The organism is Roseicyclus marinus, assembly GCF_030163795.1.
GTDB lineage: Bacteria > Pseudomonadota > Alphaproteobacteria > Rhodobacterales > Rhodobacteraceae > Roseicyclus > Roseicyclus marinus.
On record NZ_JASJOF010000003.1, the window covers coordinates 356087 to 382135 of the forward strand.

Consider the following 26049-nt stretch of genomic DNA (forward strand, 5'->3'; position numbering starts at 1 on the left):
GCAATCCCTATTGGCGGTCGCGAATGCTGTAATAGACCAGCGCCATGATCGCCCATCCCAAGACAAGGAACATCAGCGACAGGCCGAGGATCGCGCCGCGCCTCGGGAATTCCGGGCTCTGGGGCAGGCTGGGGCGGATGTAGACCGCCAGATACCGGCTCTGCCGCGCGCTGTTGGTGCGCGCCACGTCCAGCGCGGTCAGCGCGGCGCGATAGGCCTGTTCGGCGAATTCGCGGTCCACCGTCAGCCCCTCGAATTGCGCCATCAGCGTCGGGTAATCCTCGCCGTCGATGCCCACCTCGTCGGTGACGAAATTGGCGCGTTCCTGCCTGATGCGCGCGTCGATCACCTCGATCCGGCGCATCGCCTGCACCAGACGCGGATCGCCGGGGTTGGTGGTGTTCTCCGACAGAAGGTCGAAATCGATCAGCGCCTCGGCCAATTGCTGCTGAAGGTTGTTCAACACGCCGCTTCGGCCCTGGATGTCGCTTTGCGGATCGACGATCTGGGTGCGGGTACGAAACACCGTCAACGCCTCGCGCGCATCGCGCAACCGTGCGATCGCGGCCTCAAGGTCCGCTTCGGCGAACCGCATGGCGTCGGCGCGCGCCTGATTGTTCAACTCGTTGATCAGGCGCTGGCTTTCCTCGACGATGGCCTGCGCGATCGTGTGCGCCGTCACCGGATCGAAGGCCAGCACCTCGACATCGATCAACCCGCTGGTGCGGGTATAGGACACGCGCACCACCCGCTGCCAGTGGTCCACCAGATCCTCGATCGCGGCACCGGGCGACAGGGCAAAGACCGGATCGCGGCGATGCGGGGCGGCGTAATGGCCCACGAGGTCCATCCGCTCGTTCAACCGTTCCACCAGTTCCCGGCTGGTGATGAATTCATACAGGATATCGGCATCCGACGTGGCACTTGCGCCCGCGAAACTGGCCAGCCCGCCCAGTATGTCCGTGGCGGCCCCGGTTTCCTCGGCCCTCACCGTGAACCCGGCGGTCGAGGCATATTGGTCCTGTGCGAACGTATAAAGATAGACCGCGATCACGAAGAGCGGCACGCTGACCACCAGCAGAAAGGACAGCATCAGCCCGTAATGCCGCCGCCGCATCCGCGCCGGTCCGGCATTGGGTCGAAACCGTATCCCCTGCGGAACGGCGCGCGGCTTGCCGGCACCCGGCCGGTCCTTGCCGCCCTCGCCGCGGCGGCCCTGCGGGCCGGTCGGCTGCGCCTGTGGCGGCGGTCCTGCTGTCTCGGCCAAAACTCCGGCCCCACTGATCCTGTTTGAACTTAAGTGTCAGCTCATACATATTCCGTTGCGTTCTGACCAGAAGATTGGAGCCCGCGCTGTCCTCCTTCGACCCCTATTCCGCGCGTCCCCCCGTGGGTCTCGCCGCGCCGGTCGGCCGGTCCTTTGCCAGCGGGCGCGCCGTGCTGGCCCTGATGCTGCGCGAGATGTCGACGCGCTACGGGCGCACGCCGGGCGGCTATATCTGGGCCGTGGCCGAACCCGTGGGCGCGTTGATCGTGCTGTCGGTGGTTTTCGCGCTCATGCTGCGCGCCCCGCCCTTGGGCAATTCCTTCCTCCTGTTCTACGCCTCGGGCTACCTGCCCTTCACCGTCTATGCGACCATCGCGATGAGCGTTCAGGGCTCCATCACCTTTTCCCGCCCGCTCCTGATGTATCCCGCCGTGTCGTGGATCGACGCGATCTTTGCCCGGTTCGCGCTGAACCTGCTCACCAGCGTCACCATCATGGCCATCGTCTTGTTCGGGGTGCTGGAATTCACCGAAGCATCAACCAACCTCGTCTTCGGGCCGATGATCCTCGCCACCCTCCTTGCGGCGCTGCTCGGCCTCGGCATCGGGGTGCTGAATTGCCTTCTGGCGGGGCTCTTCCCGGCCTGGGGCAATGTCTGGGCCATCATCACGCGCCCGCTGTTCCTGATCGGGGGCGTGATCTTCATCTATGAAAACATGCCCGAGACGGTGCAATCGGTGCTGTGGTACCTGCCCTGGATCCATCTCACCGGGATGTTCCGCACCGGGGTCTATCCGACCTATGCGCCCGATTATATCTCGATCCCGCTCGTGATGACCTGGATCATGATCCCGCTGGCGCTGGGCCTTTTGCTCCTGCGCCGCCATTATCAGGACATCCTGAACCGATAGGCCGTTTCGCTAGGCCCGGTGATACGGCCCGCCCGACAGGATCGAGGCTGCGCGGTACATCTGTTCGGCCAGCATCACCCGCACCAGCATATGCGGCCAGACCATCCGCCCCAGCGAAATCGCCAGCCCCGCCTCGGCCACCAGATCGCGCGCCAATCCGTCCGCGCCGCCGATGCAGATCGCCAGATCGCCCTGCCCGCCATCGCGCAGGCCCGCCATCCGCTCCGCGAACCCGGGCGAGGTCAACAGCTCCCCCCGCTCGTCCATCACCCACAGCACTGCGCCTTTGGGCAGCGCCCGGCGCAGCAGTTCGGCCTCCGCCGCCATGCCGCCGCCCTTGCGGTCCTCAACCTCGATCACACCCCCGAGGCTCAGGCCAAGCGCCCGGCCCGTGCGGTCGAACCGTGTCAGGTAATCGTCGATCAACGCGCGTTCGGGCCCGCCGCGCAGGCGTCCGACGGCGCAAAGATGCACGCGCAAAGCGACCGCGCGCCGTTATTGGGCGGCGCCGGTCGGCATCCACATCTTCTCGAGCTGGTAGAACTCGCGCACCTCGGGGCGGAAGACATGGACGATCACGTCGCCCGCATCGATCAGCACCCAATCGCCGATTTCCTTGCCCTCGATCTTGCAATGCAGGCCGAACTCTTCCTTCAGTCGCTCGACCAGCTTGTCGGAAATGGCCGCCACCTGTCGCGACGACCGACCCGACGCGATCACCATGAAATCGGCGATCGAGGATTTGCCGCGCAGGCTGATCTGCACGACTTCTTCGGCCTTGTCGTCATCGAGAGAGGCAAGGATTCGCGCCAGCAGCGCTTCGCTGGTGGGCGCATCGGTGTGGGCCTCAGGTGCGGGCCCTCGGGGCGCGGTCTGTGCAACCGCATGGGTTTGTCCGGTCAGGACGGTATCCTCCATCTGGATGCGCCTGTGCGATCCCGGCGCCGGATGGGACAAAAATAGCATCGCCCGCATGAATTCTCAACGCCGCCGCATCGCAAGACGGGCGGGCGTGGCATCCGCGCTGCCTTGCACCCATCCCGTTGCCGCGTCCAGACACGAGATATGCGTGGGTCCGCCCAAATCCCGCTCAATACTGGGCATAACGCATATATCTTGGGGATAATCCGCTCATTTCATCCACATCCTGTGTTGTTTCGTTGACTCAAGGCCCGGACCGCAGGCTAGGATGCGGGTCCAAGCGATGCCCGACGGCAAGGATTCTGCCCATGCGCTTCACCCGGCTACGGCTCAACGGCTTCAAAAGCTTCGTGGATCCCACCGATCTGGTGATCCGGGACGGTCTGACCGGCGTGGTCGGCCCCAACGGCTGCGGCAAATCCAACCTGCTCGAGGCGTTGCGCTGGGTCATGGGCGAAAACCGCCCCTCCGCCATGCGCGGCGACGGGATGGAGGATGTGATCTTCAACGGTGCCGCCACCCGTGGCGCCCGCAATTTCGCCGAAGTCGTCCTGCAGATCGACAATACCGAACGCCTCGCGCCTGCGGGCTTCAACGACAGCGACACGCTCGACATCACCCGCCGCATCACCCGCGATGCAGGCTCGGCCTACAAACTGAACGGCAAGGATGTGCGCGCCCGCGACGTGCAGATGCTCTTTGCCGATGCCTCGACCGGCGCGCATTCGCCCGCACTCGTCCGGCAGGGTCAGATCTCCGAACTCATCAACGCCCGCCCCAAGGCCCGCCGCCGCATCCTCGAAGAGGCCGCCGGCATTTCCGGCCTCTACCAGCGGCGGCACGAGGCCGAGCTGAAACTCAAGGGCGCGGAAACCAACCTCGCCCGCGTCGATGACGTGCTCGAACAGCTCGCGGGCCAACTCGCCACGCTCGCCCGTCAGGCGAAACAGGCGCAGCGCTACCGCGAAATCGGCGCAGACCTGCGTCAGGCCGAGGGGCTGCTCCTTTGGCTGCGCTGGCGCGATGCGCAAGATGGCGTCGAACGCGCCGAATCCGTCCTGCGTGAGGCGCTCGGCAATGCCGCAAGGACCGAGGCCGCCGCCCTGCAAGCCGCCGCCGCCCGCGAAAAAGCCGAGGCAAAGCTGCCTCCCCTCCGCGAGGAAGAGGCGATCGCGGGCGCGATCTTGCAACGCCTGCTTCTTGAACGCGACAGTCTCGATGGCGAAATCGCAAGGGCCGAGGAAACGATCCGCACGCTCGACGCCCGCCTCGACCAGATCACCCGCGACATCGACCGCGAAAATGCGCTCAATGCCGATGCGGGCGACAGCATCGCCCGGCTGGAGGAGGAACGCCAAACCCTTCTCGCCGAACAAGATGGCCATGACGACCGTCTTGCCACAGCCCTTGCCGCCGCTGACGAGGGCGCGACCGTGCTCCGCGCCCGCGAACAGGACCTTGCCGACGCGACCGAGGAAGCGGCCCGCCTGTCCGCCCGCCACCAATCCGCCGAACGCCGCGTGACCGAGGCCGAGAAAGCCCGCGCGCGCCACGCGGCAGAGGCTGAAACCGCCACGAAAAACGCGGCCGAGGCCGAAATCCGCCTTTCCGCCATCACCCGCGACGTGACCGCCGCACAAGATGCGCTTGCCGCCGCCCGTGACCTCGCCGCCCGCGCCGAAGAAACCCTGACCGAGACCGAAACCGCCCGCAGCGACGCCCAAACCGCCGAGGCCGAAGCCCGCGCCGCCCGCGCCGAGGCCGAGGGGCGCGCCGGAACGCTCGACAGCGAGGTCACGGCACTCACCCGCCTGCTCGACCGCGAACGCGGGCAGGGCGACCAGATCCTCGACAAGATCACCGTCGCCAAAGGGTTCGAGGCGGCGCTGGGTGCCGCCCTCTCCGACGATCTGAAGGCGGGCGAGGCGACGGCCCCCGGCGCGACCGGCTGGACCGGGCTTTCCGCCTATGATGCGCCCGCCGCCCTCCCGTCCGGCGCGCGGCCCATAACCGACGTGGCCCAAGGCCCCGCCGTTCTGTCCCGCCGCCTGTCCCAGATCGGCCTTGTCGACCGGGCCGACGGCGCGCGCCTGCAACCGCTCCTGCAACCCGGCCAACGCCTCGTCAGCCGCGAGGGCGATCTGTGGCGCTGGGATGGCTATGCCGTCGCCGCCGCCGATGCGGTGTCCACCGCCGCGCGGCGTCTGGAACAGGTCAACCGCCTGACCGAACTTCGCGCCGAAGCGGTGGAGGCTGCGAATATCGCCGCGGGCACCCGTGCCGCGCACGAGACCTTGGCCCGCCGCCTCGCCGATCTGACCGAGGCTGATCGCGCCGCCCGCGCCGCTCGGCGCGATGCCGATACGCGGCTCGCCGATGCCTCCCGCGCGCTCAGCCGCGCCGAGGCGGATCGCAGCGTCCTTCAGGGCAAGCTCGAAACCCTGCAAGCTGCCGCCGCCCGCCACGCCGACGAGGCCCGCGCCGCCGAAACCGAACTCTCCCGTGCCGAAGGGGCCCGCGCCGAGCTGGAGGATCTGGGCGCCGCCCGCGCCCGGCTCGAGGATATCCGCACCACCGTCGAAGCCGCGCGGATGACCATGCTTGCCCGCCGCACCGCCCATGACGAGCTCAAGCGCGACGGCGAACGCCGCAAGACGCGCATCGTCCGCATCATCGAGGATGTCGCCAGCTGGCAAAAGCGTCTGGACAGCGCCACGGGCCGTCTGGCCGATCTCAACCGCCGCCGCTCGGAAACCGAGGCCGCGCTGGTCGAGGCGCGCGGCAAACCCGGCCAGCTCGCCGCCACCCGTGGTGCGCTGGCTGAAAAGATCGCGCAGGCCGAGGCGCGCAAGGCTGCGTCCGCCGATGCGCTGTCCGTCGCCGAGGGGGTGGTGCGCCAAGCCATCGCCGCCGAACGCGACGCCGAGCGCATGGCGTCCGAGGCCCGCGAAAGCCGCGCCGCCGCTGAGGCCCGCCGCGATGCCGCGCGGGAAGCCGCCGAGGCCGCCGCCCACCGCATCGCCGAGGAACTGGAAACCACGCCTGCGGGCTTGCGCGAAAGCCTGGGTGATCTGCCCGAACCCATGCCACCCTCCGACCAGATCGAGGCCGAGGTGCAGCGCCTCCGCCGGGGCCGCGATGCGCTGGGGGCCGTCAACCTCCGCGCCGAGGAAGACGCCGCCGAGGTTCAGACCGAACACGACACGCTCGCCACCGAAAAGACCGATCTGGAACAGGCCATCGCCAAGCTGCGCACCGGCATCGCCAGCCTCAACAAGGAAGGCCGCGAGCGCCTTCTGAAAGCCTTTGACGAGGTGAACACCAGCTTCGCCCGCCTCTTCACCCATCTGTTCGGCGGCGGCGAGGCGCGTTTGGTTCTGGTCGAAAGCGACGATCCGCTCGAGGCCGGTCTCGAAATCCTCTGCCAGCCGCCGGGCAAGAAGCTCTCGACCCTCTCGCTTCTCTCCGGCGGCGAACAGACCCTGACGGCGCTTGCGCTCATCTTCGCCGTCTTCCTCGCCAATCCCGCCCCCATCTGCGTGCTGGACGAGGTCGACGCGCCGCTCGACGACGCCAACGTCACCCGTTTCTGCGACCTGCTCGACGAAATGACCCGCCAGACCGCCACCCGCTTCCTCGTCATCACCCACCACGCGGTGACGATGGCCCGGATGGATCGTCTCTTTGGCGTCACCATGGGCGAACAGGGCGTGTCGCAACTGGTCTCCGTGGACCTCAAAAAGGCCGAACAGCTGGTCGCCTGACGGGTTTTCCCCGGTGGACACCGCGCGCAGAGACGCTAGAACGCGCTCGACCCTGCTGCGGAGCCCAAGCCGATGAAATTCACCCTCTCCTGGCTCAAGGACCACCTCGAGACGGATGCGACCGTCGACCAGATCGCCGAGGCCCTGACCGATCTCGGCCTCGAAGTCGAAGGCATCGAAGATCGCGCAGCCCGGCTTTCCCCCTTCACCATCGCCAAGGTGGTCAGTGCCGAACAGCATCCCGACGCCGACCGCCTGCGCGTCTGCATGGTCGAAACCGACGAGGGCGTGAAGCAGATCGTCTGCGGCGCACCCAATGCGCGGGCGGGCATCACGGTCGTTCTGGCCAAGCCCGGCGATTACGTCCCCGGCATCGACACCACGCTGGGCGTGGGCAAGATCCGCGGCGTCGAAAGCCATGGCATGATGGCCTCCGAACGCGAACTGGAACTGTCCGACGAACATTCCGGCATCATCGAATTGCCGAGCGGTGAAATCGGCCAGAAATTCACCGATTGGCTGGCCGCAAACGACCCGGCCAAGGTCGATCCGGTGATCGAGATCGCGATCACCCCCAACCGTCAGGATGCGCTGGGCATCCACGGCATCGCCCGCGACCTCGCCGCGCGGGGCCTTGGCCGGCTCAAATCCCACGATCCCCAAACAATCCCCGGCAGCTTTCCCTGCCCGGTGCCCGTCACCATCGACGCCGACACGCTCGATGTCGCGCCCCATTTCGCGGGCCGCGTGATCCGGGGCGTGAAAAATGGCCCCAGCCCGAAATGGCTGCAGGATCGGCTCCGCGCCATCGGCCTGCGCCCCATTTCTGCACTGGTCGATGTGACCAACTTCTTCACCTATGACATGAACCGCCCGCTGCACGTGTTCGACGTGGACAAGATGCAGGGCGGTCTGCGCGTCCACCGCGCCACGGGTGGCGAAACGCTCCTCGCGCTCGACGGCAAGACCTACACGATGCGCGCGGGCCATACCCTCATCTCCGACGATCGCGGCCCCGAAAGCCTTGCGGGCATCATGGGCGGTGAGGAGACCGGCTGCACCGAGGAGACCGTGACCGTCTTCCTCGAAAGCGCCTACTGGGACCCGATCCATGTCGCCCTGACTGGCCGCGACCTGAAAATCCATTCCGACGCCCGCTACCGTTTCGAACGCGGCGTCGATCCCGATTACACCCTGCCGGGGCTCGAGGCCGCGACGCGGATGATCCTCGACATTTGCGGCGGCGAGGCGTCCGAGGTGGTCGAAGCCGGCGCGCCCGTGAAAACCGCGCGCAGCTATCCGCTCGACACCGCCCGCGTCATCTCGCTCGTCGGCATGGACATCCCCAAATCCGAACAGGTCCGGATCCTGACCGCGCTCGGTTTCTCCGCCACCGGCGCGGGCGATGTGCTCGAAGTCTGGGTGCCGTCCTGGCGCCGCGACGTGCAGGGCGAGGCCGATCTTGTCGAAGAGGTCGCGCGTGTCGCCTCCCTGACCAAGCTTGAACCCAAACCGATGGCGCGTGCGCGCGCGGGCGTGCCGAAACCCGTGCTGACGCCTGCCCAGCTGCGCGAACGCGCCGCCCGCCGCACGGCGGCCGCGCTCGGCTACAACGAATGCGTCACCTATTCCTTCATCGATCAGGCCTCTGCCGCGCTTTTCGGCGGCGGCACCGATGACGTGATGCTGGAAAACCCTATCTCCGCCGATCTCAGCCACATGCGCCCGCAGCTTTTGCCGGGTCTCTTGCAAGCCGCCGCCCGCAACCAGGCGCGCGGCATGATGGATCTGGCGCTGTTCGAGGTCGGCCATGCCTTCCACGGCGGCGAACCGGGCGAACAGCATCTTCAGGTCGCGGGCCTTCTGGTCGGTCAGACCGGCCCGCGCGACCCGCACGGCACCCGGCGCGGCGTCGATGTCTTCGACGTGAAGGCCGATGCCGAGGCCGTGCTGGCCGCCATCGGCGCCCCCGCCAAGGCCCAGATCCTGCGCGGTGGGCCGGATTGGTGGCACCCCGGCCGCCACGGCGTCATCTGCCTCGGCCCGAAAAAGGTGCTGGGCGTCTTCGGTGAAGTGCACCCGCGCATCCTCAAGGCGATGGATGTGAAAGGCCCTGCCATGGCCTTCACCCTCTTCCCCGCCGAAGTGCCCTTGCCCAAGACCACCAGCGCCAGCCGTGGCGCGGTCGAGATGTCGGGCTTCCAGGCCGTGGAACGCGATTTCGCCTTCGTCGTCGATGGGGCGGTCGAGGCCTCGGTTCTCGTCAATGCCGCAGCCGGGGCCGACAAGGCCCTGATCGAGGATGTGCGCGTTTTCGACGAATTCATCGGCGGCAGCTTGGGCGAGGGGCGGAAATCCATCGCCCTGACCGTGCGCCTGCAACCGCGCGACAAGACCCTGACAGAAGACGAGATCGAAGCGGTCGCCGCCAAGATCGTTGACAAGGTCACCAAGGCCTCGGGCGGCACGCTCCGCGGCTGATCCGAACCGCGCGTATCTGGCTGGCCGAGGACGCCTCCGGCGGGAGTATTTGCAAAGCAAAGATGGCGGGGTTGCGCCCGCGTTTCGTGGAAGGACATGACATGCTGACCGTTTATCTCTCGGGAGAGATCCACACCGACTGGCGCGACGAGATCGCGGAGGCCGCCCATGGGCTCGATGTCACCTTCACCGCCCCCGTGACCGATCACGAGGCCAGCGATGATTGCGGGGTGGCGATCCTCGGCGCGGAACCGGACAAGTTCTGGCATGATCACAAGGGTGCGAAACTCAACGCGATCCGCACCCGCCACGGGATCGAAACCGCCGATGTCGTCGTCGTCCGCTTCGGCGAGAAATACCGCCAGTGGAACGCCGCCTTCGACGCAGGCTATGCTGCGGCGCTGGGCAAGCCCCTGATCGTGGTCAGCTTGCCCGACCAGCAGCACGCCCTCAAAGAGGTTCATGCCGCGGCGCTGGCCGTCTGTGACCAGCCCGTGCAGGTCGCCCAGATCCTGCGCTATGTCATGACGGGCAAACTGCCCGGCTGACCGAGTGTTGCCGGCGCGACTCGCCTGCACATTCTCCTTCGGGCCGCCTTCTATCGTTTCTTGCGGTTGAAAGGGCTTTGGTTTTCCCTGTCACTGGGCGCGGGCGGCATCACGATCAGGGCAGCGTCCGTGTGAACGCAACAGGTGGGACGACCAAATGATCAACGAGTTCAAGGATTTCATCGCGCGTGGCAATGTCGTCGACATGGCCGTGGGCATCATCATCGGCGCGGCCTTCACCGCCATCGTGTCCTCGCTGGTGGGCGATCTGATCAACCCGATCATCGCCATTCTGACCGGCGGTATCGACTTTTCCGGCTGGTTCTATGCGCTCAACGGCGAAAGCTACCCCTCGCTGGTCGCGGCGACCGAGGCAGGGGCCCCCGTTTTTGCCATCGGCAAATTCGTGATGGCCGTGATCAATTTCCTGATCATCGCCTTCGTCGTCTTCATGCTGGTCAAGATGGTCAACCGCATCAAGGAGGCCGCGATCAAGAAGGAAGAGGCCAAGGCCGAGGCTGCCCCCGCAGGCCCGACCGAGCTTGAGGTCCTTCTCGAAATCCGCGACGCGCTCAAGAAATCCTGAGCCACCGCTGAACCGGGAACAGGGACAGGGCCTGCCGCCACGGCAGGCCCTTTTTTCGTGCCGTTCAGCCCTTCACGACCAGCGCGGGCGAGATCACGTCGATCTCCAGCGCGCGGCCCACGGCGGCATTGGTCAGCTGCCCCTCATGGGTGTTGAGCCCCGCCAGCAGCCCCGCATCCGCGCGGCAGGCTTCTTGCCAGCCCTTGTCGGCCAGCGCGATCATGTAGGGCATGGTCGCATTCCCCAGCGCGATGGTCGAACTGCGCGCCACGGCCCCCGGCATGTTGGCCACGCAATAATGCACGATCCCATCCACCTCGTAGATCGGATCCTGATGGGTCGTTGCGCGCGAGGTTTCGAAACACCCGCCTTGGTCGATGGCCACATCGACGATCACCGCGCCCGGTTTCATCGTCGCAAGCTGTGCGCGCGTCACCAATTTGGGCGCTGCCGCACCGGGGATCAGCACAGCGCCGATCACCATATCGGCCCGCGTGATCAGGTCGGCGGTCGCCTCCGCGCTGGCATAACGCGTCTTGAAATCGCCGCGGTATACGTCGTCAAGGTAGCGCATCCGGGGCAGCGATCGGTCCAGAACGGTCACATCCGCGCCCATCCCTGCCGCAACCCGCGCGGCCTGCGTGCCGACCACGCCGCCGCCAATCACCACGACCTCGGCCGGGCCGACACCGGGCACGCCACCCATCAGCACGCCGCGCCCGCCATTGGCTTTTTGCAGCGCCCATGCGCCCACCTGCGGCGCCAGCCGGCCCGCGACCTCCGACATCGGCGCCAGCAGCGGCAAGGTGCCCGCGGCATCCGTCACCGTTTCATAGGCGATGGCCGTGACGCCCGAGGCCAGCAGGTCGCGCGTCTGGTCCGGGTCGGGCGCAAGGTGCAGGTAGGTGAACAGGATCTGGCCGCGCCGCAGCTGCGCGCGTTCCACCGCTTGCGGTTCCTTGACCTTCACCACCATCTCGGCCCGGGCAAAGACCTCGGCAGCGCTTGCCACGATCTCCGCGCCTGCCGCGCGATAGGCGTCGTCGTCGAATCCCGCGCCGATGCCCGCGCCGGTTTCCACGATCACCGCATGACCATGACCTGTCGCCTCGCGCGCGGCGGCGGGCGTCAGGCCGACGCGAAATTCCTGCGGTTTGATTTCCTTGGGGCAGCCGATCAGCATGGGATTTCCTCCGGTATCCTGTGACGCCATGATGCGCCTTTGCCGGTGAAATTGCTTTGAGCTTTTGCCCGGTTTCTTTAACCTTCTCGCAAGAATTTCCGTCGGATATTAAGAATGACGCAAGACTTTCGCGCCAGTATTGAGCTTGACGACATGGACCGCGCCATCCTCCGGGTGCTGCAACGGCACGGCCGGATGACCCACGCCGAACTGTCCGAACGCGTCCATCTTTCGCCCTCGGCCTGCCACCGCCGGGTGCAGCGATTGGAACAGGCGGGCGTGATCGCGGATTACGTGGCGCTCCTGAACCCGCGCGCCGTGGCGCGGGTCACCACCGTTTTCGTCGAGATAAAGCTGCAGGGACAATCCGACGAGATCCTCGACGCCTTCGAAAAGGCCGTCGCGCGGGTGCCCGATGTGCTGGAATGTCACCTGATGGCGGGATCTGCCGATTACCTGCTCAAGGTCGCGGCAAGAGACAGCGAGGATTTCGCCCGCATCCACCGCCAGCACCTCGCCCGCCTGCCCGGTGTCGCGCAGATGCAATCAAGCTTCGCGCTGAAAACCGTGTTCAAAACCACGGCCCTGCCTGTGTAGGGCGGGCGATCCTGCCCAGCATGCGCGGTTTTTGCAGGGAGGATGGTGGGCAGGATTGCCCACCCTACCTCAGACGCAAACCACTGTCCGCGTTGAAGAAAAATGCCTTGTCCGGCTCAAATTTCAGGCCTGTACGGCTGCCCGGCCTCGGCGCGGATTGGTCATGCGCCTCCACGATCAGTTTGGTGCCGTCGGGCGCCTTCAGGTAGTGATAACTCACCCCGCCCAGCTGTTCGCTCAATTCCACGACATGGCTGTCGCCCTCGGTCAATGCGATGTGGTTGGGCCTTAACCCGACCGTCACCTGCCTCGAGGCATTGCGCGGCGCGGCCAGCGTGACATCGCCAAGACCGGGTACACGCAATCCACCCTCATGCAACGCGCCGTCGAAGAAATTCATCGCCGGACTGCCGATGAAGCCCGCGACAAAGCGGTTGTCGGGGTCGTTGTAGAGATCGAGCGGCGCGCCCACCTGTTCCACCCGGCCCGCGCGCAACACCACGATCTTGTCGGCCAAGGTCATGGCCTCCACCTGATCATGTGTGACGTAGATCATCGTCGCGCCGATTTCCTGATGGAGGCGGGCGATTTCCACCCGCATCTCCACCCGCAATTCGGCGTCGAGATTGGATAGCGGTTCGTCGAACAAGAACACCTCGGGACCGCGCACGATGGCCCGGCCGATGGCGACGCGCTGGCGCTGGCCGCCCGACAGCGCCTTTGGCTTGCGGTCGAGATAATCGCCCAGCTTCAGAACACGGGCAGCTTCATCCACTTTGGCCTTGATCTCGGCCTTGGGATGGCCGGTCATCTTGAGGCCGAAGCCCATGTTTTCGGCCACGCTCATGTGGGGGTAGAGCGCGTAGGTCTGGAACACCATGGCCACGCCCCGTTCGGCAGGGTCCAGCCGCGTGACATCGCGCCCGCCGATGGAGATGGTTCCGTCGCTTGTCTCCTCCAATCCTGCAACCATGCGCAACAGCGTGGATTTTCCGCAGCCCGAGGGGCCGACGAAGACGCAGAATTCGCCATCCTCGATGGTCAGGTCGACGCCGTGGATCACCTGCGTCGCGCCGTAGCGTTTCACCACCTGTTGCAGTTTCAGCCCCGACATGGCCCCGTTCCCCCCTTATTCCGCCGCGTCCGGAAAGCGCCAATCCTGCGCTTCGGACGCGATTGCCTCGGCCGCGGTGCGGATGCGCGGCAGATGTGTGTCCAAGGCGTCCAGCGTCGTGCGCGCCGTGGAGGACGTAACCGACATCGCCCCCAGAACCCGCCCGCCCCGTGTCAGGATCGGATAGGCGATGCAGATGATCCCCGGTTCATGTTCCTCCCGGTCATAGGCGTAGCCCCGGGCGCGGATCGCGGCCAATTCGGCACGCAACGCCGCTTCGGTCGTGTAGGTGTGTTCGGTGAAGCGGTGAAAGCTTTGCTGGGCGATCACCTGTTTCAATTGATCCTCGGGCAAGAAGGCGATCATCGCCTTGCCCACACCTGTGCAATAGGCGGGCCCGACCTTGCCGGCGGCGGAATACATCTCGATCGGTTGGCGGGCATTGCGCTTGTCCACGTACAGCACCTGTGCCCCGTCAAGCTGCGCCAGATGGACGGTTTCGCCCACCGCGTCGGACAGCGCATCGACATGGACCCGCGCGATGGGGGCAAGCGAAAAGGTCTGCCAGGCCGCGTGGGCGAGCCGCACCAATCGCAGGCCCGGCGCATAGGTTTGCCGGTCGGGATCGAAATGCAGCATGCCCTGCTTGGTCAGAACCTGCACGAAGCGATACAGCGTCGCCTTGGGGTAGGGGGAGCGGTCAAGCAGTTCGGCAAAGCGCACGGGGCGGCCAAAGGCAGCGATTTCATCCATGACGGCCAATGCCTTGGCGACGGTGCCATCCCCTTGGCCGCGTTCCGACATGCCCTGATCCCTTCCGTGGTCCGCGCATCTTTTGGCGGGTTTGTTGTTGACAAGCCTAGGCTGACTCGGCGTAGGATTTCAACATAAGAAACTTAGTTTCAAATAATGAAACAAAACAGAACGGTCAAGGATCACCAGGGAGGACACCATGCGATCCATCTTCAAGACCGGCGCCTCGGCGCTTGCGGTCACCACCATGCTTGCGGGCACGGCTTTCGCACAGGAGCTTTCGGGCGTCCTGCGCATTTCGTCGGACATGTCGAACCCCGGCCCGCGCGCCGTGATGGAGCAGTTGGCCGCCGAATTCGACGAACTGCATCCGAACCTGACCGTCGATCTGACCATCGTCGACCGCGAGGCGTGGAAGACGCAGATCCGAAACGCCCTGTCTGCCGATCCGCCGGATGTTGTGAACTGGTATGCCGCGAACCGGATGGCTCCGTTCGTCAATGCGGGCCTTTTCATGGACATCACCGAGTGGTGGGACGCGGGCGATTTCGCGGGTCTGGAATCGGTGCGGGGCGCGCTGACGCAGGATGATCGCGTCTGGGGCATTCCCTACACCTACTACCAGTGGGGCGTTTACTATCGTGAAGATATCTTCAATGAACTGGGCCTGTCCGAGCCTGCGACCTGGGAAGAAGAACTGGCCAATTGCCAGGTAATCGTCGACAGCGGGCGCGCCTGCTACACGATCGGCACGCGGTTCCTTTGGACGGCGGGCGGCTGGTTCGATTACCTGAACATGCGCACCAACGGGTTCGATTTCCACATGGCGCTGGCGCGCGGCGAGGTGCCGTGGACCGATGACCGTGTGCGGGCGACATTCGCCAACTGGCGGCAGCTGATCGACATGGGCGGCTTCATCGCCGACCACCAGAACTACAGCTGGCAAGAGGCGCTGCCCTTCATGATCAACGGCGAGGCCACGGCCTATCTGATGGGCAATTTCGCGGTCGACCAGCTGCGCAATGGCGGGCTGACCGATGAGCAGCTTGATTTCTACCAATTCCCGATCATCACCGAGGGCCTGCCGCAGGGCGAGGATGCACCGACCGATACGTTCCACGTCGCCGCCGGCGCGCAGAACGTGGAGGCCGCCCGCGCCTTCCTGCAATATGTCGCCTCGGCCGAAGTGCAGACGCGGATCAACGGGCCAGAGGGCTTAGGGCAATTGCCGGTCAACGCCAACGCCAGCGTCGCGGATGATGAATTCATCCAGCAAGGCTTTGCGATGCTGAGCCAGAACGCCCAAGGCGGGATCGCGCAGTTCTTCGACCGTGACTGGCCGGCGGAAATGGCGTCTATCGGGATGGAAGGCTTGCAGGAATTCATGGTCTTCCCCGACAACCTCGACGACATCCTCGACCGGCTCGAGGCGGCGCGCCAGCGCGTGTATTGATCCCAAGGACGGTGGGGTTCACCCACCTGACGCGTTGCACCCGCCCTTCGTGGGGTGGGTGCAACCCCCGACACCAGACCCGACCGGAGCGCCGGACATGACCGATACCAGCCGCGACACGGCGACATGGATGCAGCGCAACCGCATGACGGTGACGCCGATCCTGTTCCTGTTGCCGGGGCTGCTGTTCTTTACGGTCTACGTCATCATCCCGATCTTCCAGAGCTTCCAGATCTCGCTTTACGATTGGGACGGGCTGGGCGCGGCCACCTATGTGGGGCTCGAGAATTATCGCGAGCTCGGCACCGACCGGAATTTCGAGATCTCGCTCTGGAACAACGTCAGGTGGCTGGCGCTGTATCTGCTGGCCATCCCGATGGGCCTGTTCATCGCGCTGTTCCTGAACCAGACGGTTGTGGGTATAAGGCTCTATAAATCCTTGTTCTTTTTCCCTTTCGTGCTGTCGCAGGTGGTGGTCGGGCTGGTGTTCAGCTGGTTCTACCTGCCGCGCGAGGGGCTGTTGAACGCGGTGCTGCAATTCTTCGGGCTTGGCACAGTCAACATTCTGGGCGACCCGGATCTTGCCACCTATGGCATCATCGCCGCCGGTCTCTGGCCGCAGACGGCCTATTGCATGATCCTGTATCTGACGGGCCTGAACGCCGTGGACCCCGAACAGGTCGAAGCCGGGCGGCTTGACGGCGCCAAGGGGTGGAAGATGCTGTGGTATGTCATCCTGCCCCAACTCAAGCCCGCGACCTTCATCGCCTTCGTCGTGACGATCATCGGGGCGCTGCGCAGTTTCGACCTGATCTCGGTCATGACGAATGGCGGGCCGTTCGGATCGACACGCGTCCTGTCGTTTTACATGTTCGAACAGGCGCTGGGCGAATACGGGTTCCGCATGGGCTATGGATCGGCCATCGCAGTGGTGCTGTTCCTGATCATGCTGGTCTTCATCGGCTATTTCCTGTGGCAGATGTGGCGTGACGAACGCGCCGCGCGGCACGGCTGAGGGGGCGGGGCGATGTTTCCCACACCGATCGAGAAACGGTCGCGCGCGGCGCAGATCACCTACCAGTCGCTGTTGCCGCTGGCGCTGATCCTGTGGCTCTTGCCGTTGATCGCCGTCATGCTGTTCTCGATCCGCCCCTTCTCGGATTTCGGCGCGGGCAACTACTGGGGCATGCCGTCGAGCTTTGAGTTCTTCACGAATTACGGGCGGGTGTTTTTCGAGTCCGACATGCCGCGCTACCTGATGAATTCGGTGCTGATCACGGTGCCGACGGTGGTGGGGGCCGTGGCGCTGTCCTGCATGACGGGCTTTGCGCTGGGCATCTACCGGTTCCGGGGCAACCTTTTGATCTTCTTCATGTTCATTGCGGGCAATTTCGTGCCCTTCCAAATCCTGATGGTGCCGGTGCGCGACCTGACGGTGAACATGGGGCTTTATGACACCAAGCTGGGGCTGGTGCTGTTCCACATCGCGTTCCAGACGGGGTTCTGCACGCTCTTCATGCGCAATTTCATCCGCGCGCTGCCCTACGAGCTGATCGAGGCGGCGCGGGTGGAGGGCGTGGCGGAATGGCGGATCTTCTGGTTCGTGGTGCTGCCGCTGATGCGGCCCGCCATCGCGGCGCTGGCGGTTCTGGTCTTCACCTTCATTTGGAACGATTATTTCTGGGCGCTGGTGCTGACGCAGGGGCCGGGGGCGCAGCCGGTGACGGCGGGCATCACATCCTTCAATTCGCAATACGTGGCCCAATACCACCTGATGAGCGCGGGCAGCATCGTGGCAGCGATACCCCCCGTGGCGATCTTTTTCCTGATGCAGAAACATTTCATCGCGGGCCTGACACTCGGAGCGGTCAAATGACGAAACTCGCCTTCATCGGCGCGGGTTCCACGATCTTCATGAAGAATATCGTGGGGGACATGCTGCACTTTCCGGCCCTCAGGGATGCGCGGATCGCCTTGATGGATATCGATCCGCAGCGGCTCGATGACTCCCGGATGGTGGCGGAAAAGATGATCGCGACCATGGGAACGGGGGCCGTGGTCGAGGCGACGACGGATCGCACCCGTGCGCTGGATGGTGCGGATTTCGTGGTCACGGCGTTTCAGATCGGGGGCTATCGCCCCTCCACCGTGATCGATTTCGACATCCCCAAGGCCTATGGGTTGCGACAGACCATTGCCGACACGCTGGGTGTGGGCGGCATCATGCGGGGCCTTCGGACCGTGCCGCATCTTTGGGCCATGGCCGAGGATATGGCGCGGCTTTGCCCCGATGCGACGCTTCTCCAATACGTCAATCCGATGGCGATCAACACCATGGCCCTGGCCGAGCGGTTTCCGCGCCTGAAACAGGCGGGGCTGTGCCATTCGGTGCAGAACACGGTCGAGGAGATCGCTTACGATCTCGACCTGCCCAAGGACGACATTCGCTACCGCGTGGCGGGCGTGAACCATGTGGCGTTTTTCCTGCGGCTGGAACATCAGGGCCGCGATCTGTACCCCTCGCTTCGGGACGGATATCGCACCGGTCGCCTGCCCAAGACACCGATCCAGCGACCACATTGCACCAACAAGGTGCGCTACGAGGTGATGGAGCATCTGGGCTATTTCTGCACCGAAAGCTCGGAACATCTGGCCGAATACGTCCCTTGGTTCATCAAGGAGGGGCGCGAGGATATCATCGCCGACATGGGCATCCCGCTGGATGAATACCCGGCGCGCTGCGAAATCCAGATGGCGGAATGGGCCGCACAGGCCAAGGCGCTCAAGGCCGCGGCGGGGATCGAGGTGAAGAAGTCCCACGAATTCGCCGCCGAGATGATGAACGCCATCGTGACCGATACGCCCTATGTCGCCTACGCGAACCTGCCCAACCGGGGCCAGATCCCGCAATTGCCGATGGGGGCGGCGGTGGAAACGCCCGCGCTGGTTGATGGCAACGGGGTCCAGCCTTCGGTCGTCACCGATATTCCGCCGCAACTGGTCGCGCTGATGCGCAGCCAGATCAACGTGCAGGAACTGGTGGTGCGCGCACTGGTCGAGGAAAACCTCGATCACGTCTATCACGCCGCTTACATGGACCCGCATACAGCGGCCGAACTGGACCTGCGCCAGATCCGCAGTCTGGTGACGGATCTTTTGGCAGCGCATGGCGACATGCTGCCGGCCTTCGCCCGGACGCGGAGGGCGGCATGAGCGCGGTTTATCCCGATCTCGACGGACAATCCGTCTTCATCACCGGCGGTGGTTCGGGCATCGGCGCCGCGCTGACCGAAGGTTTCCTTCGGCAGGGGTGTCGGGTCGCCTTTGTCCAACGCTCGGATGCGACGCCGTTTTGCGATGCGATGGAGGCGGCAACCGGTCGCCGCCCGCACGCGATGCGCTGCGACATAACCGATATTTCCGCGCTTCAGGCTGCCATCGCCGAGGCCGGTGCGATCCACGGGCCGGTCACGGTTTTGGTGAACAATGCCGCTAATGACCAGCGCCACACGACAGCCGAAGTGACCGAAGATTTCTGGGACTGGTCGCAGGCGATCAACCTCAAATGCTATTTCTTCGCGGCCCAAGCCGTCATCGACGGGATGCGCGCAGCAGGCGGCGGATCGATCATCAATGTCTCGTCGATCTCCTACATGATGGGGAATGCGGGCTATCCGGCCTATACGACGGCGAATGGGGGCATCACCGCGATGACCCGCAGCCTAGCGCGCGAATTCGGGCAGGACCGCATCCGGGTGAATGCGCTGATGCCGGGTTGGGTGCTGACGCAAAAGCAGCTCGACAAATGGGCCAAGCCCGAGGATCTGGCCGCGCATATGGAACGCATGTGCCTCAAGGAGCATCTGGTCCCCGAGGATATCGTGGGGGGCATGTTGTTCCTTGCATCGAATGCCTCGCGCGCCATGACGGGGCAGGCGTTGGTGATCGATGGCGGCGTGGTGACGACAGGATGAGCGGCAGCAGCACATACGCCGATTGGATCGCGGTCGATTGGGGCACAACCCACCTGCGCGTCTGGGCCATCGGGGCGGATGGCAGCATCCGGGCTGAGGCGTCCTCGGCCAAGGGCATGGGCGGGCTGACGCGCGACGGGTTCGAGCCAGCGCTTCTTGATCTTGTAGAAGATTGGCTTGGGGGTGGGAAAACGCCTGTTCTGGCTTGCGGCATGGTCGGTGCGAAACAGGGCTGGGACGAGGCACCCTATATCCCGATCCCGGCAAAGCCTGCCGAACTTGTGCCGATGCGTGCCACGGCCCCCCGCGATCCAAGGCTGTCGTTTTCCATCGTGCCGGGTTTGAAACAGGCAAACCCGACTGACGTCATGCGCGGCGAGGAAACGCAGATCGCGGGCTTTCTCGCGCTTGAACCGGGGTTCGACGGCATCCTCTGCCTACCCGGTACCCATACCAAATGGGTGCACCTGAGCGCGGGCGAGGTTGTCAGTTTCCAGACCTGCATGACGGGTGAAATGTTCGATCTGCTCTCGCACCAAAGCGTCCTGCGCCATTCCGTTGCGGGTGAAGTGCTGGATGGTGAAACTTTTTCCGAGGCTGTCTCCGACACGCTGTCGCGGCCCGAACGTCTGGCGCAGCGCCTATTCGCCATCCGGGCTGATGCCACGCTGAACGGCACCGGTTCCGCGGTCGCGCGTGCGCGCCTGTCCGGGGCGCTGATCGGGGCCGAGCTTGCGTCGACGCGGCCCTACTGGCTGGGCCAGCAGGTCGTCGTGGCAGGCGCACCCGCATTGGCCGATCTCTATGCCCGCGCGCTGGCGGGGCAGGGTGTCGCGGTTCGTGTGCTGGACGCGGCACCGCTGACGTTGGCAGGGTTGGCGCGCATCCGCGCCGCCCAAAAGGAGCCGACCCACACATGACGGACCGCAACCTGATCGCCATCCTGCGCGGGCTGACCCCGGACGAGGCGCTGCCCGTCGGCGAGGCGTTGCTTGATGCCGGGATCACCCGGATCGAGGTTCCGCTGAATTCGCCGCGCCCTCTCGAAAGCATCCGCATCTTGGTCGATCATCTGGGCCGTCACGCGCTGATCGGGGCGGGGACCGTTCTGGCCCCCGACGAGGTGCGCGAGGTTGCGGATGCAGGAGGGCGCCTGATCGTCTCGCCGAATTTCGATGCCGATGTCGTGGCAGAAACCAAGCGGCTTGGGCTTTTGAGCTTTCCGGGCGTTCTGACCCCGTCGGAGTGTTTCTCGGCCCTGAAAGCACGGGCTGATGGGCTCAAGATCTTTCCCGCCTTCCAGATGGGGATCGACGGGCTGATCGCGGTCCGGGCGGTCCTGCCCAAGGGCGCGCAGCTTTACATGGTGGGCGGTGTCGGACCCGAGGCTTTCGCAGATTGGCTGGCGGCGGGGGCGAATGGCTTTGGTCTAGGGTCGTCGCTCTACAAACCGGGGCTTTCGGCGGCAGAGGTGGGCGTACGCGCCCGCCGCATGGTCGCGGCTTGGGATGAGGCGACCAAAGGGATCGCCGTATGAGCGTTGCGGTGCATGACGACCGTCCCTGCATCTTGGGCGAGGGGCCGCTGTGGCATCCGGGGCGGGGGCAATTGTTCTGGTTCGATATCATGGGCAAACGATTGATGACCCGTGATACCGATGGGCCGCGCGATTGGCTGTTTGACCGCCATGTTTCAGCTGCCGGGTGGGTCGATGACGATACGCTTCTGATAGCGACCGAAACCGACCTGTGCCGGTTTTCCCTGTTGACCGGTCAGGCTGCGCCTTTTGCGGCGCTGGAGGCCGACAATTCCGTCACCCGGTCGAATGACGGACGCGCCGACCCGATGGGCGGCTTCTGGATCGGGACGATGGGCAAGCGGGCCGAAGCGCGCGCAGGCTCCCTTTACCGGTATTGGAGGGGTGAATTGCGCTGCCTGCGCGATGGCATCACCATCCCGAATGCCACCTGTTTCGCCCCTGACGGGCGCACCGCTTATTTCGCCGATACGGCGGCCCATGTCGTCTGGCGCATCGCGCTGGATGCCGATGGCTGGCCTGCCGGGGACTGGCAGGTATTCCTCGATCACCGGGACAGCGGCCTGAACCCCGATGGGGCGGTCGTGGATGCCGATGGCCATCTGATCGTTGCGGAATGGGGCGCATCGCGCGTCGCGCGCTACGCGCCGAATGGAAATCTCGTAGAAGAAATATCGCTTCCCGTTCCGCAGCCGTCCTGCCCGGCCATGGGCGGGCAGAACTTGTCGACGCTCTACGTCACAACCGCCCGTCAGGGCCTGTCCGATGCGGCAATGGCGGCCGCGCCGCTGTCGGGGCAAACCTTTGCCATTGCCACCGGCTGGCGCGGACAGGCGGAACACCGGGTGATCCTGTGAGCCTGAAACGCACCCTTGGCACCTGCTACTACCCCGAACACTGGCCCGAGGATATCTGGGCCGAGGATGCCGCGCGCATGGCCGATCTGGGCCTGACATGGGTCAGAATCGGGGAATTCGCCTGGTCGCGGCTGGAACCCGCCCCCGGCGATCTGCGGCTCGACTGGCTCGAGCGGGCCATCGACACGCTGCATGGCGCGGGGTTGAAGGTGGTCTTGGGCACGCCCACCGCCACGCCACCGCGCTGGATGCTGGACCGCCACCCCGACATTCTGGCCGTCGATGGGAATGGCCGCCCGCGCGGCTTCGGCTCTCGGCGGCATTACTGCTTTTCCCACGACGGCTACCGGGCCGAGGCGGTGCGGATCACCGTGATCCTTGCCAGACGCTTCGGGCGCAAGGTCGAAGCCTGGCAGACCGACAACGAATACGGCTGCCATGATACGATCCTGAGCTATTCGGATGCCGCGCGTCGCGCGTTCCGCGACTGGCTGGCGCAGAAATACCAATCGCCCGAGGCGCTGAACCGGGCTTGGGGCAATGTGTTTTGGTCGATGGACTATGACAGCTTCGACCAGATCGACCTGCCCAACCTCACCGTGACCGAACCCAACCCGGCGCATGCGCTCGATTTCCGGCGTTTTTCCTCGGACCAGGTGGCACGGTTCAATGCAGCCCAAGTGGCGGCGATCCGCGCCCATTCCGACGCGCCGATCAGCCACAATTACATGGGCCGCATCGTCGAATTCGACCATTTCGCGCTGGGCCGCCAGATGGAAATCGCAACGTGGGACAGTTATCCCTTGGGCTTTCTAGAGGATCGGCTGGAGGAGCCGCCCGAGGTCAAGCGCCATTACGCCCGTCAGGGCGATCCGGATTTCCAAGCCTTTCACCACGACCTATACCGGGCTGTCGCCGCGCAATTCCCGACGGGCGATACGCCGCGCTGGTGGGTGATGGAACAGCAGCCCGGCCCGGTGAACTGGGCCCCGCACAACCCCGCGCCAGCACCCGGCATGGTGCGGCTCTGGACATGGGAGGCCTTTGCCCATGGCGCGGAATGCGTCAGCTATTTCCGCTGGCGGCAGGCCCCTTTCGCGCAGGAACAATATCACGCGGGCCTTCTGCGCCCCGACAGCGCCCCAGCTCCCGGCTACCACGAAGCGGCAGAGGTCGCGCGCGAGTTGTCCGCAGCCCCGCTGGTCGATGTGGCGCAGGCCCCTGTCGCGCTCGTCTTCGACTACGCCTCTGCCTGGGCTTGGGCGGTGCAGCCGCAGGGGCAGGGTTGCGATTATTTCCGGCTGGTGTTCGAGGTCTATCGGGGCCTGCGCAAGCTGGGCCTTTCCATCGACATCCTGCCGCCCGATACCGCCACGCTCGACGGCTACAGGCTCGTGCTCGTGCCGGGTGTCGTGACCCTGTCCGATCCGCTGAAGCGGGCGTTGGCCATGACGACTGCGCAGGTCCTGATCGGCCCGCGCAGCAACGCCAAGACCGCCGCGCTGTCCATTCCCGTGCCCCTGCCCCCGGCCATCCACGGTCTCGATGTCACGGTTTCCCGGGTCGAGACGTTGCGCCCCGACATGCCTGTTCCAATGGCGGGCGCGGGGCATATCACTCTCTGGCGCGAGGAACTGGAGGGCGGAGCCGAGGTGCTTGACCGTGATGCCGAGGGGCGGCCGGTGACGATGCGGGCGGGCCATGTGACGTATCTGGGCGGCTGGCCGGACCCGGCGCTCCTGCGTCACCTCCTGATCCGGGCTTGTGACGCCGCAGGTGTGGCAACGCTCGACCTTCCGCCGGATATGAGGGTTCGTCAGGCGGGGCCTGTGCGGTTTGTCTTCAACCATGGGCCTGCGCCGGTGGTGTTCGACGGGATCACCTTGCCGCCCGCTGGCCTTGTGCGACAGGATGCTGTCTAGCCGCCCACCTTTTCCCGGTAGGTCGCGTCCAGCCGCGATTGCAGGTAATCGGCCGCCCGGATCGGGGCGTATTTCGGCGCACCCGTGCCGGGAAGGGCCGCGACGATCACATCCGGGTTCGCCTCGACGAACATGGCGACGGACCGACGCCGCCGTTTGGGCCGCAGCACGCGATGCGGGGTCGAGACGTAGATGTCGTTGGTCCAGCGCATCAGGCAATCGCCGATATTGACCACATAGGCCCCGGGCAGATGCGGAACGTCGATCCAGTCTCCCCCGCGCGGGTGCACCTGAAGCCCGGGTTCGCCATCGGTCAGCAACAGGGTCACCACACCGTAATCCGAATGCGCGCCCGCCCCGATTTCGCCCGTAGCCCCGGTCGAGGGCGGATAATGCAGCACCCGAAGCGCGGCCAGCGGTTCGTGGAACATCCCGTTGAAATGATCCTCGGGCAGCGACAGGTCCAGCGCGATGGCCCGGCACAGCCGCACACCAAGACCGAGGGCCGCATCGTAATAGGCAAGCATCGTGTCGCGGAACCCCGGCAGGTCGGGCCATTGGTTCACGCCACGAAACGGCTCGCCCGCCGCGACACGCGGATCGGCGGGATCCATATCGTAGCCGATGTTGAAGCTTTCCTTGCGATCCGCTTGACCGCTCGCCTCGTCAAGGCTTTCCAGCCCGTCATGGGCCCAACCGCGGTAATGCGGCGTCTTGAGGATCGACACCTTCTCCTTTTCCGCGGGCGGCAAGCCGAAAAACGTATCGGCCTGCGCCAGAACGGCGGCTTGCAGGACAGGGTCTATCCCGTGCCCCGTCAACAAAAAGAATCCCGGCCCGCGCGCCGCCGCCCCAAGGTCGGCGACAAACCCGTCGCGATCGGTACCGCCTGAAAATCTCGTGAAATCCAGAACCGGGATCATGCCGGCGCCTCCTTCATCTTGGACGTTCCACCCAGAAACCGGTCCAGTTTCGCGGCGACCCGCTGCAGGTGCCGTGCCCGGCTTTCAGGCGAAGAGCTGTCCATCAGGTAATGCGCGGCAAAAGCGGTCTTGCAGCCTTTCGCACACAATAGCCGCACACCGCGCATCAGGGTCCGCCGTCCGGGCGCGCCGATGATCCGCGTCAGCCACCAGCTGGCGCCGCAGGTTGTGAAAACCGCCAGCCGGGTCACATGGGTCAGGCCGGGCCGAATGTTCGCATGGGCCGCATCAGGCATCAGAAAGGCGACGCCGGGCAGCATGACACGGTCCAGCCAACCCTTGATCATCGCGGGCAGGCCATACCACCACGTCGGATAGACGAAGATCAGGGTATCGCACCATTGCAGGTCCGCGACATGGCTTTCCACGGGCACCCGGTTCCCCGGCTCGGCCTCGTACCCCTCGTGTTCGGCCGCCGACAGCACAGGGTCGAACCCCTCGGCGTAAAGGTCGCGCAACCGGATCTCCGCACCTGCCACGGCCAGCCGCTCCAGAACGACATCGCGCACGGCCTCGGTAAAGCTGCCGCGGCGCGGGTGGCAATAGATCACTAGCGCGCGCATCAAAAAACCTCCATCTCGCGGCCGACCCGGTCGAGGAAGGCGCCGCGCGCGGCGTCACTTGCCCGGTTCATGTCATACAGCGCGAGATAGCGCAGCTTGTCCGGGCGGCAGACATGCCAGACGGCCCGCGTCACGGATTTGCGGGGCGGATCGCCGACCAGCATCGCCCGCATCCGTGTTCCGCCATAGGTCGTCACGGCGGCAAGCTTGCGGATATGCGTCAGGTTTGGCTTCACGCTGCCATCCTCGAGACGAAAGGAAACTCCGGGCAGGAAAACACGGTCAAGAAATCCCTTGAGGATTGCGGGATAGCCGAAATTCCAGACCGGAAAGACCATGACCATCGCATCGGCGGCGCGCAACCGCTCGACGTATTCGGCAACGGGCGCGGTATTTGGTCCGACCTCATGATAACCGCGCCGTTCTTCTTGCGTCAGCACTGGGGAAAACCCCTCGGCGTTCAGGTCGCAATCATCCACGTCCCAGCCCGCGCGGGTCAGGCGGTCTACCACGCAGCCATGGAGCGCCGCCGAAAAACTCTCGGGGCAGGGATGGGCGAACAACACCAATGCACGGGCCACGGGTCGCCCCTTTTCATCTTGGCAGGAAAACTCTGGGGGGTCCGGGGGGTAAAA

Annotated in this window: 24 protein-coding genes; 15 read left to right on the plus strand and 9 right to left on the minus strand. The window is 65.2% G+C overall.

Annotation, left to right across the window (positions count from 1 at the left end):
- Positions 1 to 7: 7 nt before the first annotated feature.
- Positions 8 to 1267, minus strand: coding sequence for a KpsE/RkpR family capsule polysaccharide export protein (locus tag QQK63_RS06750; protein ID WP_277825734.1), 1260 nt, complete (start codon positions 1265 to 1267; stop codon positions 8 to 10).
- A gap of 74 nt (positions 1268 to 1341) precedes the next feature.
- On the opposite strand from QQK63_RS06750, the gene QQK63_RS06755 reads away from it, so the two are divergent.
- Entirely contained in the window at positions 1342 to 2178 is an 837-nt protein-coding gene (locus tag QQK63_RS06755; protein ID WP_277825736.1) for an ABC transporter permease, read from the plus strand.
- A gap of 9 nt (positions 2179 to 2187) precedes the next feature.
- Here QQK63_RS06755 and rlmH read toward each other — a convergent pair whose 3' ends face one another.
- On the minus strand, positions 2188 to 2658 hold the full coding sequence (gene rlmH, locus QQK63_RS06760) for a 23S rRNA (pseudouridine(1915)-N(3))-methyltransferase RlmH (RefSeq protein WP_277825738.1): 471 nt from the start codon (positions 2656 to 2658) through the stop codon (positions 2188 to 2190).
- 15 nt (positions 2659 to 2673) lie between these two features.
- Positions 2674 to 3096, minus strand: a complete 423-nt coding sequence (rsfS, locus tag QQK63_RS06765) for a ribosome silencing factor (protein ID WP_277825740.1) — start codon at positions 3094 to 3096, stop codon at positions 2674 to 2676.
- A gap of 311 nt (positions 3097 to 3407) precedes the next feature.
- Between rsfS and QQK63_RS06770 the strand changes: the two genes are divergently transcribed.
- The 4 genes from QQK63_RS06770 to mscL all read left to right on the plus strand — a co-directional run bounded on the left by QQK63_RS06770 (position 3408) and on the right by mscL (position 10478).
- Positions 3408 to 6863 (plus strand): chromosome segregation SMC family protein, encoded by a 3456-nt coding sequence (locus tag QQK63_RS06770; RefSeq protein ID WP_277825742.1) that lies wholly within the window; start codon positions 3408 to 3410, stop codon positions 6861 to 6863.
- Positions 6864 to 6935: 72 nt separating this feature from the next.
- Complete coding sequence (gene pheT / locus QQK63_RS06775) at positions 6936 to 9344, plus strand: phenylalanine--tRNA ligase subunit beta (protein WP_277825744.1); 2409 nt, start codon at positions 6936 to 6938, stop codon at positions 9342 to 9344.
- Between the two features lie 101 nt (positions 9345 to 9445).
- Positions 9446 to 9892, plus strand: a complete 447-nt coding sequence (locus tag QQK63_RS06780; protein WP_277825746.1) for a YtoQ family protein — start codon at positions 9446 to 9448, stop codon at positions 9890 to 9892.
- Between the two features lie 157 nt (positions 9893 to 10049).
- A complete protein-coding gene (gene mscL, locus QQK63_RS06785) occupies positions 10050 to 10478 on the plus strand; it encodes a large conductance mechanosensitive channel protein MscL (protein WP_277825748.1) in 429 nt (142 codons plus the stop codon).
- Between the two features lie 64 nt (positions 10479 to 10542).
- On the opposite strand, the gene ald is transcribed toward mscL, so the two are convergent.
- The gene (gene ald, locus QQK63_RS06790; RefSeq protein ID WP_277825750.1) at positions 10543 to 11661 is read right to left on the minus strand and encodes an alanine dehydrogenase; all 1119 of its coding nucleotides are present in this window, start codon (positions 11659 to 11661) and stop codon (positions 10543 to 10545) included.
- Positions 11662 to 11799: 138 nt separating this feature from the next.
- Here ald and QQK63_RS06795 point away from each other — a divergent pair, with 138 nt between their 5' ends.
- Positions 11800 to 12258: an Lrp/AsnC family transcriptional regulator gene (locus QQK63_RS06795; protein WP_277825971.1), complete on the plus strand. Its 459-nt coding sequence runs from the start codon at positions 11800 to 11802 to the stop codon at positions 12256 to 12258.
- Between the two features lie 64 nt (positions 12259 to 12322).
- On the opposite strand, the gene QQK63_RS06800 is transcribed toward QQK63_RS06795, so the two are convergent.
- Positions 12323 to 13372 carry an ABC transporter ATP-binding protein gene (locus tag QQK63_RS06800; protein ID WP_277825752.1) on the minus strand — a complete coding sequence of 350 codons (1050 nt, stop codon included), beginning with the start codon at positions 13370 to 13372 and terminating at the stop codon, positions 12323 to 12325.
- Between the two features lie 15 nt (positions 13373 to 13387).
- The gene (locus QQK63_RS06805; RefSeq protein ID WP_277825754.1) at positions 13388 to 14176 is read right to left on the minus strand and encodes an IclR family transcriptional regulator; all 789 of its coding nucleotides are present in this window, start codon (positions 14174 to 14176) and stop codon (positions 13388 to 13390) included.
- Positions 14177 to 14324: 148 nt separating this feature from the next.
- Between QQK63_RS06805 and QQK63_RS06810 the strand changes: the two genes are divergently transcribed.
- The 9 genes from QQK63_RS06810 to QQK63_RS06850 all read left to right on the plus strand — a co-directional run bounded on the left by QQK63_RS06810 (position 14325) and on the right by QQK63_RS06850 (position 23868).
- Positions 14325 to 15578: an ABC transporter substrate-binding protein gene (locus QQK63_RS06810; protein WP_277825756.1), complete on the plus strand. Its 1254-nt coding sequence runs from the start codon at positions 14325 to 14327 to the stop codon at positions 15576 to 15578.
- Positions 15579 to 15675: 97 nt separating this feature from the next.
- Positions 15676 to 16593: a carbohydrate ABC transporter permease gene (locus tag QQK63_RS06815; RefSeq protein ID WP_277825758.1), complete on the plus strand. Its 918-nt coding sequence runs from the start codon at positions 15676 to 15678 to the stop codon at positions 16591 to 16593.
- 12 nt (positions 16594 to 16605) lie between these two features.
- Positions 16606 to 17454 (plus strand): carbohydrate ABC transporter permease, encoded by an 849-nt coding sequence (locus QQK63_RS06820; protein ID WP_277825760.1) that lies wholly within the window; start codon positions 16606 to 16608, stop codon positions 17452 to 17454.
- The gene (locus QQK63_RS06825) at positions 17451 to 18791 is read left to right on the plus strand and encodes an alpha-glucosidase/alpha-galactosidase (protein ID WP_277825762.1); all 1341 of its coding nucleotides are present in this window, start codon (positions 17451 to 17453) and stop codon (positions 18789 to 18791) included. Before QQK63_RS06820 ends, QQK63_RS06825 begins: the two co-directional genes overlap by 4 nt.
- Complete coding sequence (locus QQK63_RS06830; RefSeq protein WP_277825764.1) at positions 18788 to 19552, plus strand: SDR family NAD(P)-dependent oxidoreductase; 765 nt, start codon at positions 18788 to 18790, stop codon at positions 19550 to 19552. Before QQK63_RS06825 ends, QQK63_RS06830 begins: the two co-directional genes overlap by 4 nt.
- Entirely contained in the window at positions 19549 to 20472 is a 924-nt protein-coding gene (locus QQK63_RS06835; protein WP_277825766.1) for a 2-dehydro-3-deoxygalactonokinase, read from the plus strand. The genes QQK63_RS06830 and QQK63_RS06835 overlap by 4 nt, the downstream gene beginning before the upstream one ends.
- On the plus strand, positions 20469 to 21089 hold the full coding sequence (locus QQK63_RS06840; RefSeq protein WP_277825768.1) for a 2-dehydro-3-deoxy-6-phosphogalactonate aldolase: 621 nt from the start codon (positions 20469 to 20471) through the stop codon (positions 21087 to 21089). The genes QQK63_RS06835 and QQK63_RS06840 overlap by 4 nt, the downstream gene beginning before the upstream one ends.
- A complete protein-coding gene (locus tag QQK63_RS06845) occupies positions 21086 to 21946 on the plus strand; it encodes an SMP-30/gluconolactonase/LRE family protein (RefSeq protein WP_277825772.1) in 861 nt (286 codons plus the stop codon). The genes QQK63_RS06840 and QQK63_RS06845 overlap by 4 nt, the downstream gene beginning before the upstream one ends.
- A gap of 2 nt (positions 21947 to 21948) precedes the next feature.
- A complete protein-coding gene (locus QQK63_RS06850) occupies positions 21949 to 23868 on the plus strand; it encodes a beta-galactosidase (RefSeq protein WP_277825973.1) in 1920 nt (639 codons plus the stop codon).
- On the opposite strand, the gene QQK63_RS06855 is transcribed toward QQK63_RS06850, so the two are convergent.
- The 3 genes from QQK63_RS06855 to QQK63_RS06865 are packed head-to-tail and all read right to left on the minus strand — an operon-like array spanning position 23865 to position 25995.
- A complete protein-coding gene (locus QQK63_RS06855) occupies positions 23865 to 24791 on the minus strand; it encodes an isopenicillin N synthase family dioxygenase (protein ID WP_277825775.1) in 927 nt (308 codons plus the stop codon). The genes QQK63_RS06850 and QQK63_RS06855 overlap by 4 nt on opposite strands.
- The gene (locus QQK63_RS06860; RefSeq protein WP_277825780.1) at positions 24788 to 25414 is read right to left on the minus strand and encodes an NAD(P)H-dependent oxidoreductase; all 627 of its coding nucleotides are present in this window, start codon (positions 25412 to 25414) and stop codon (positions 24788 to 24790) included. Before QQK63_RS06860 ends, QQK63_RS06855 begins: the two co-directional genes overlap by 4 nt.
- A complete protein-coding gene (locus QQK63_RS06865; RefSeq protein WP_277825782.1) occupies positions 25414 to 25995 on the minus strand; it encodes an NAD(P)H-dependent oxidoreductase in 582 nt (193 codons plus the stop codon). The genes QQK63_RS06860 and QQK63_RS06865 overlap by 1 nt, the downstream gene beginning before the upstream one ends.
- Between the last annotated feature and the right edge of the window lie 54 nt (positions 25996 to 26049).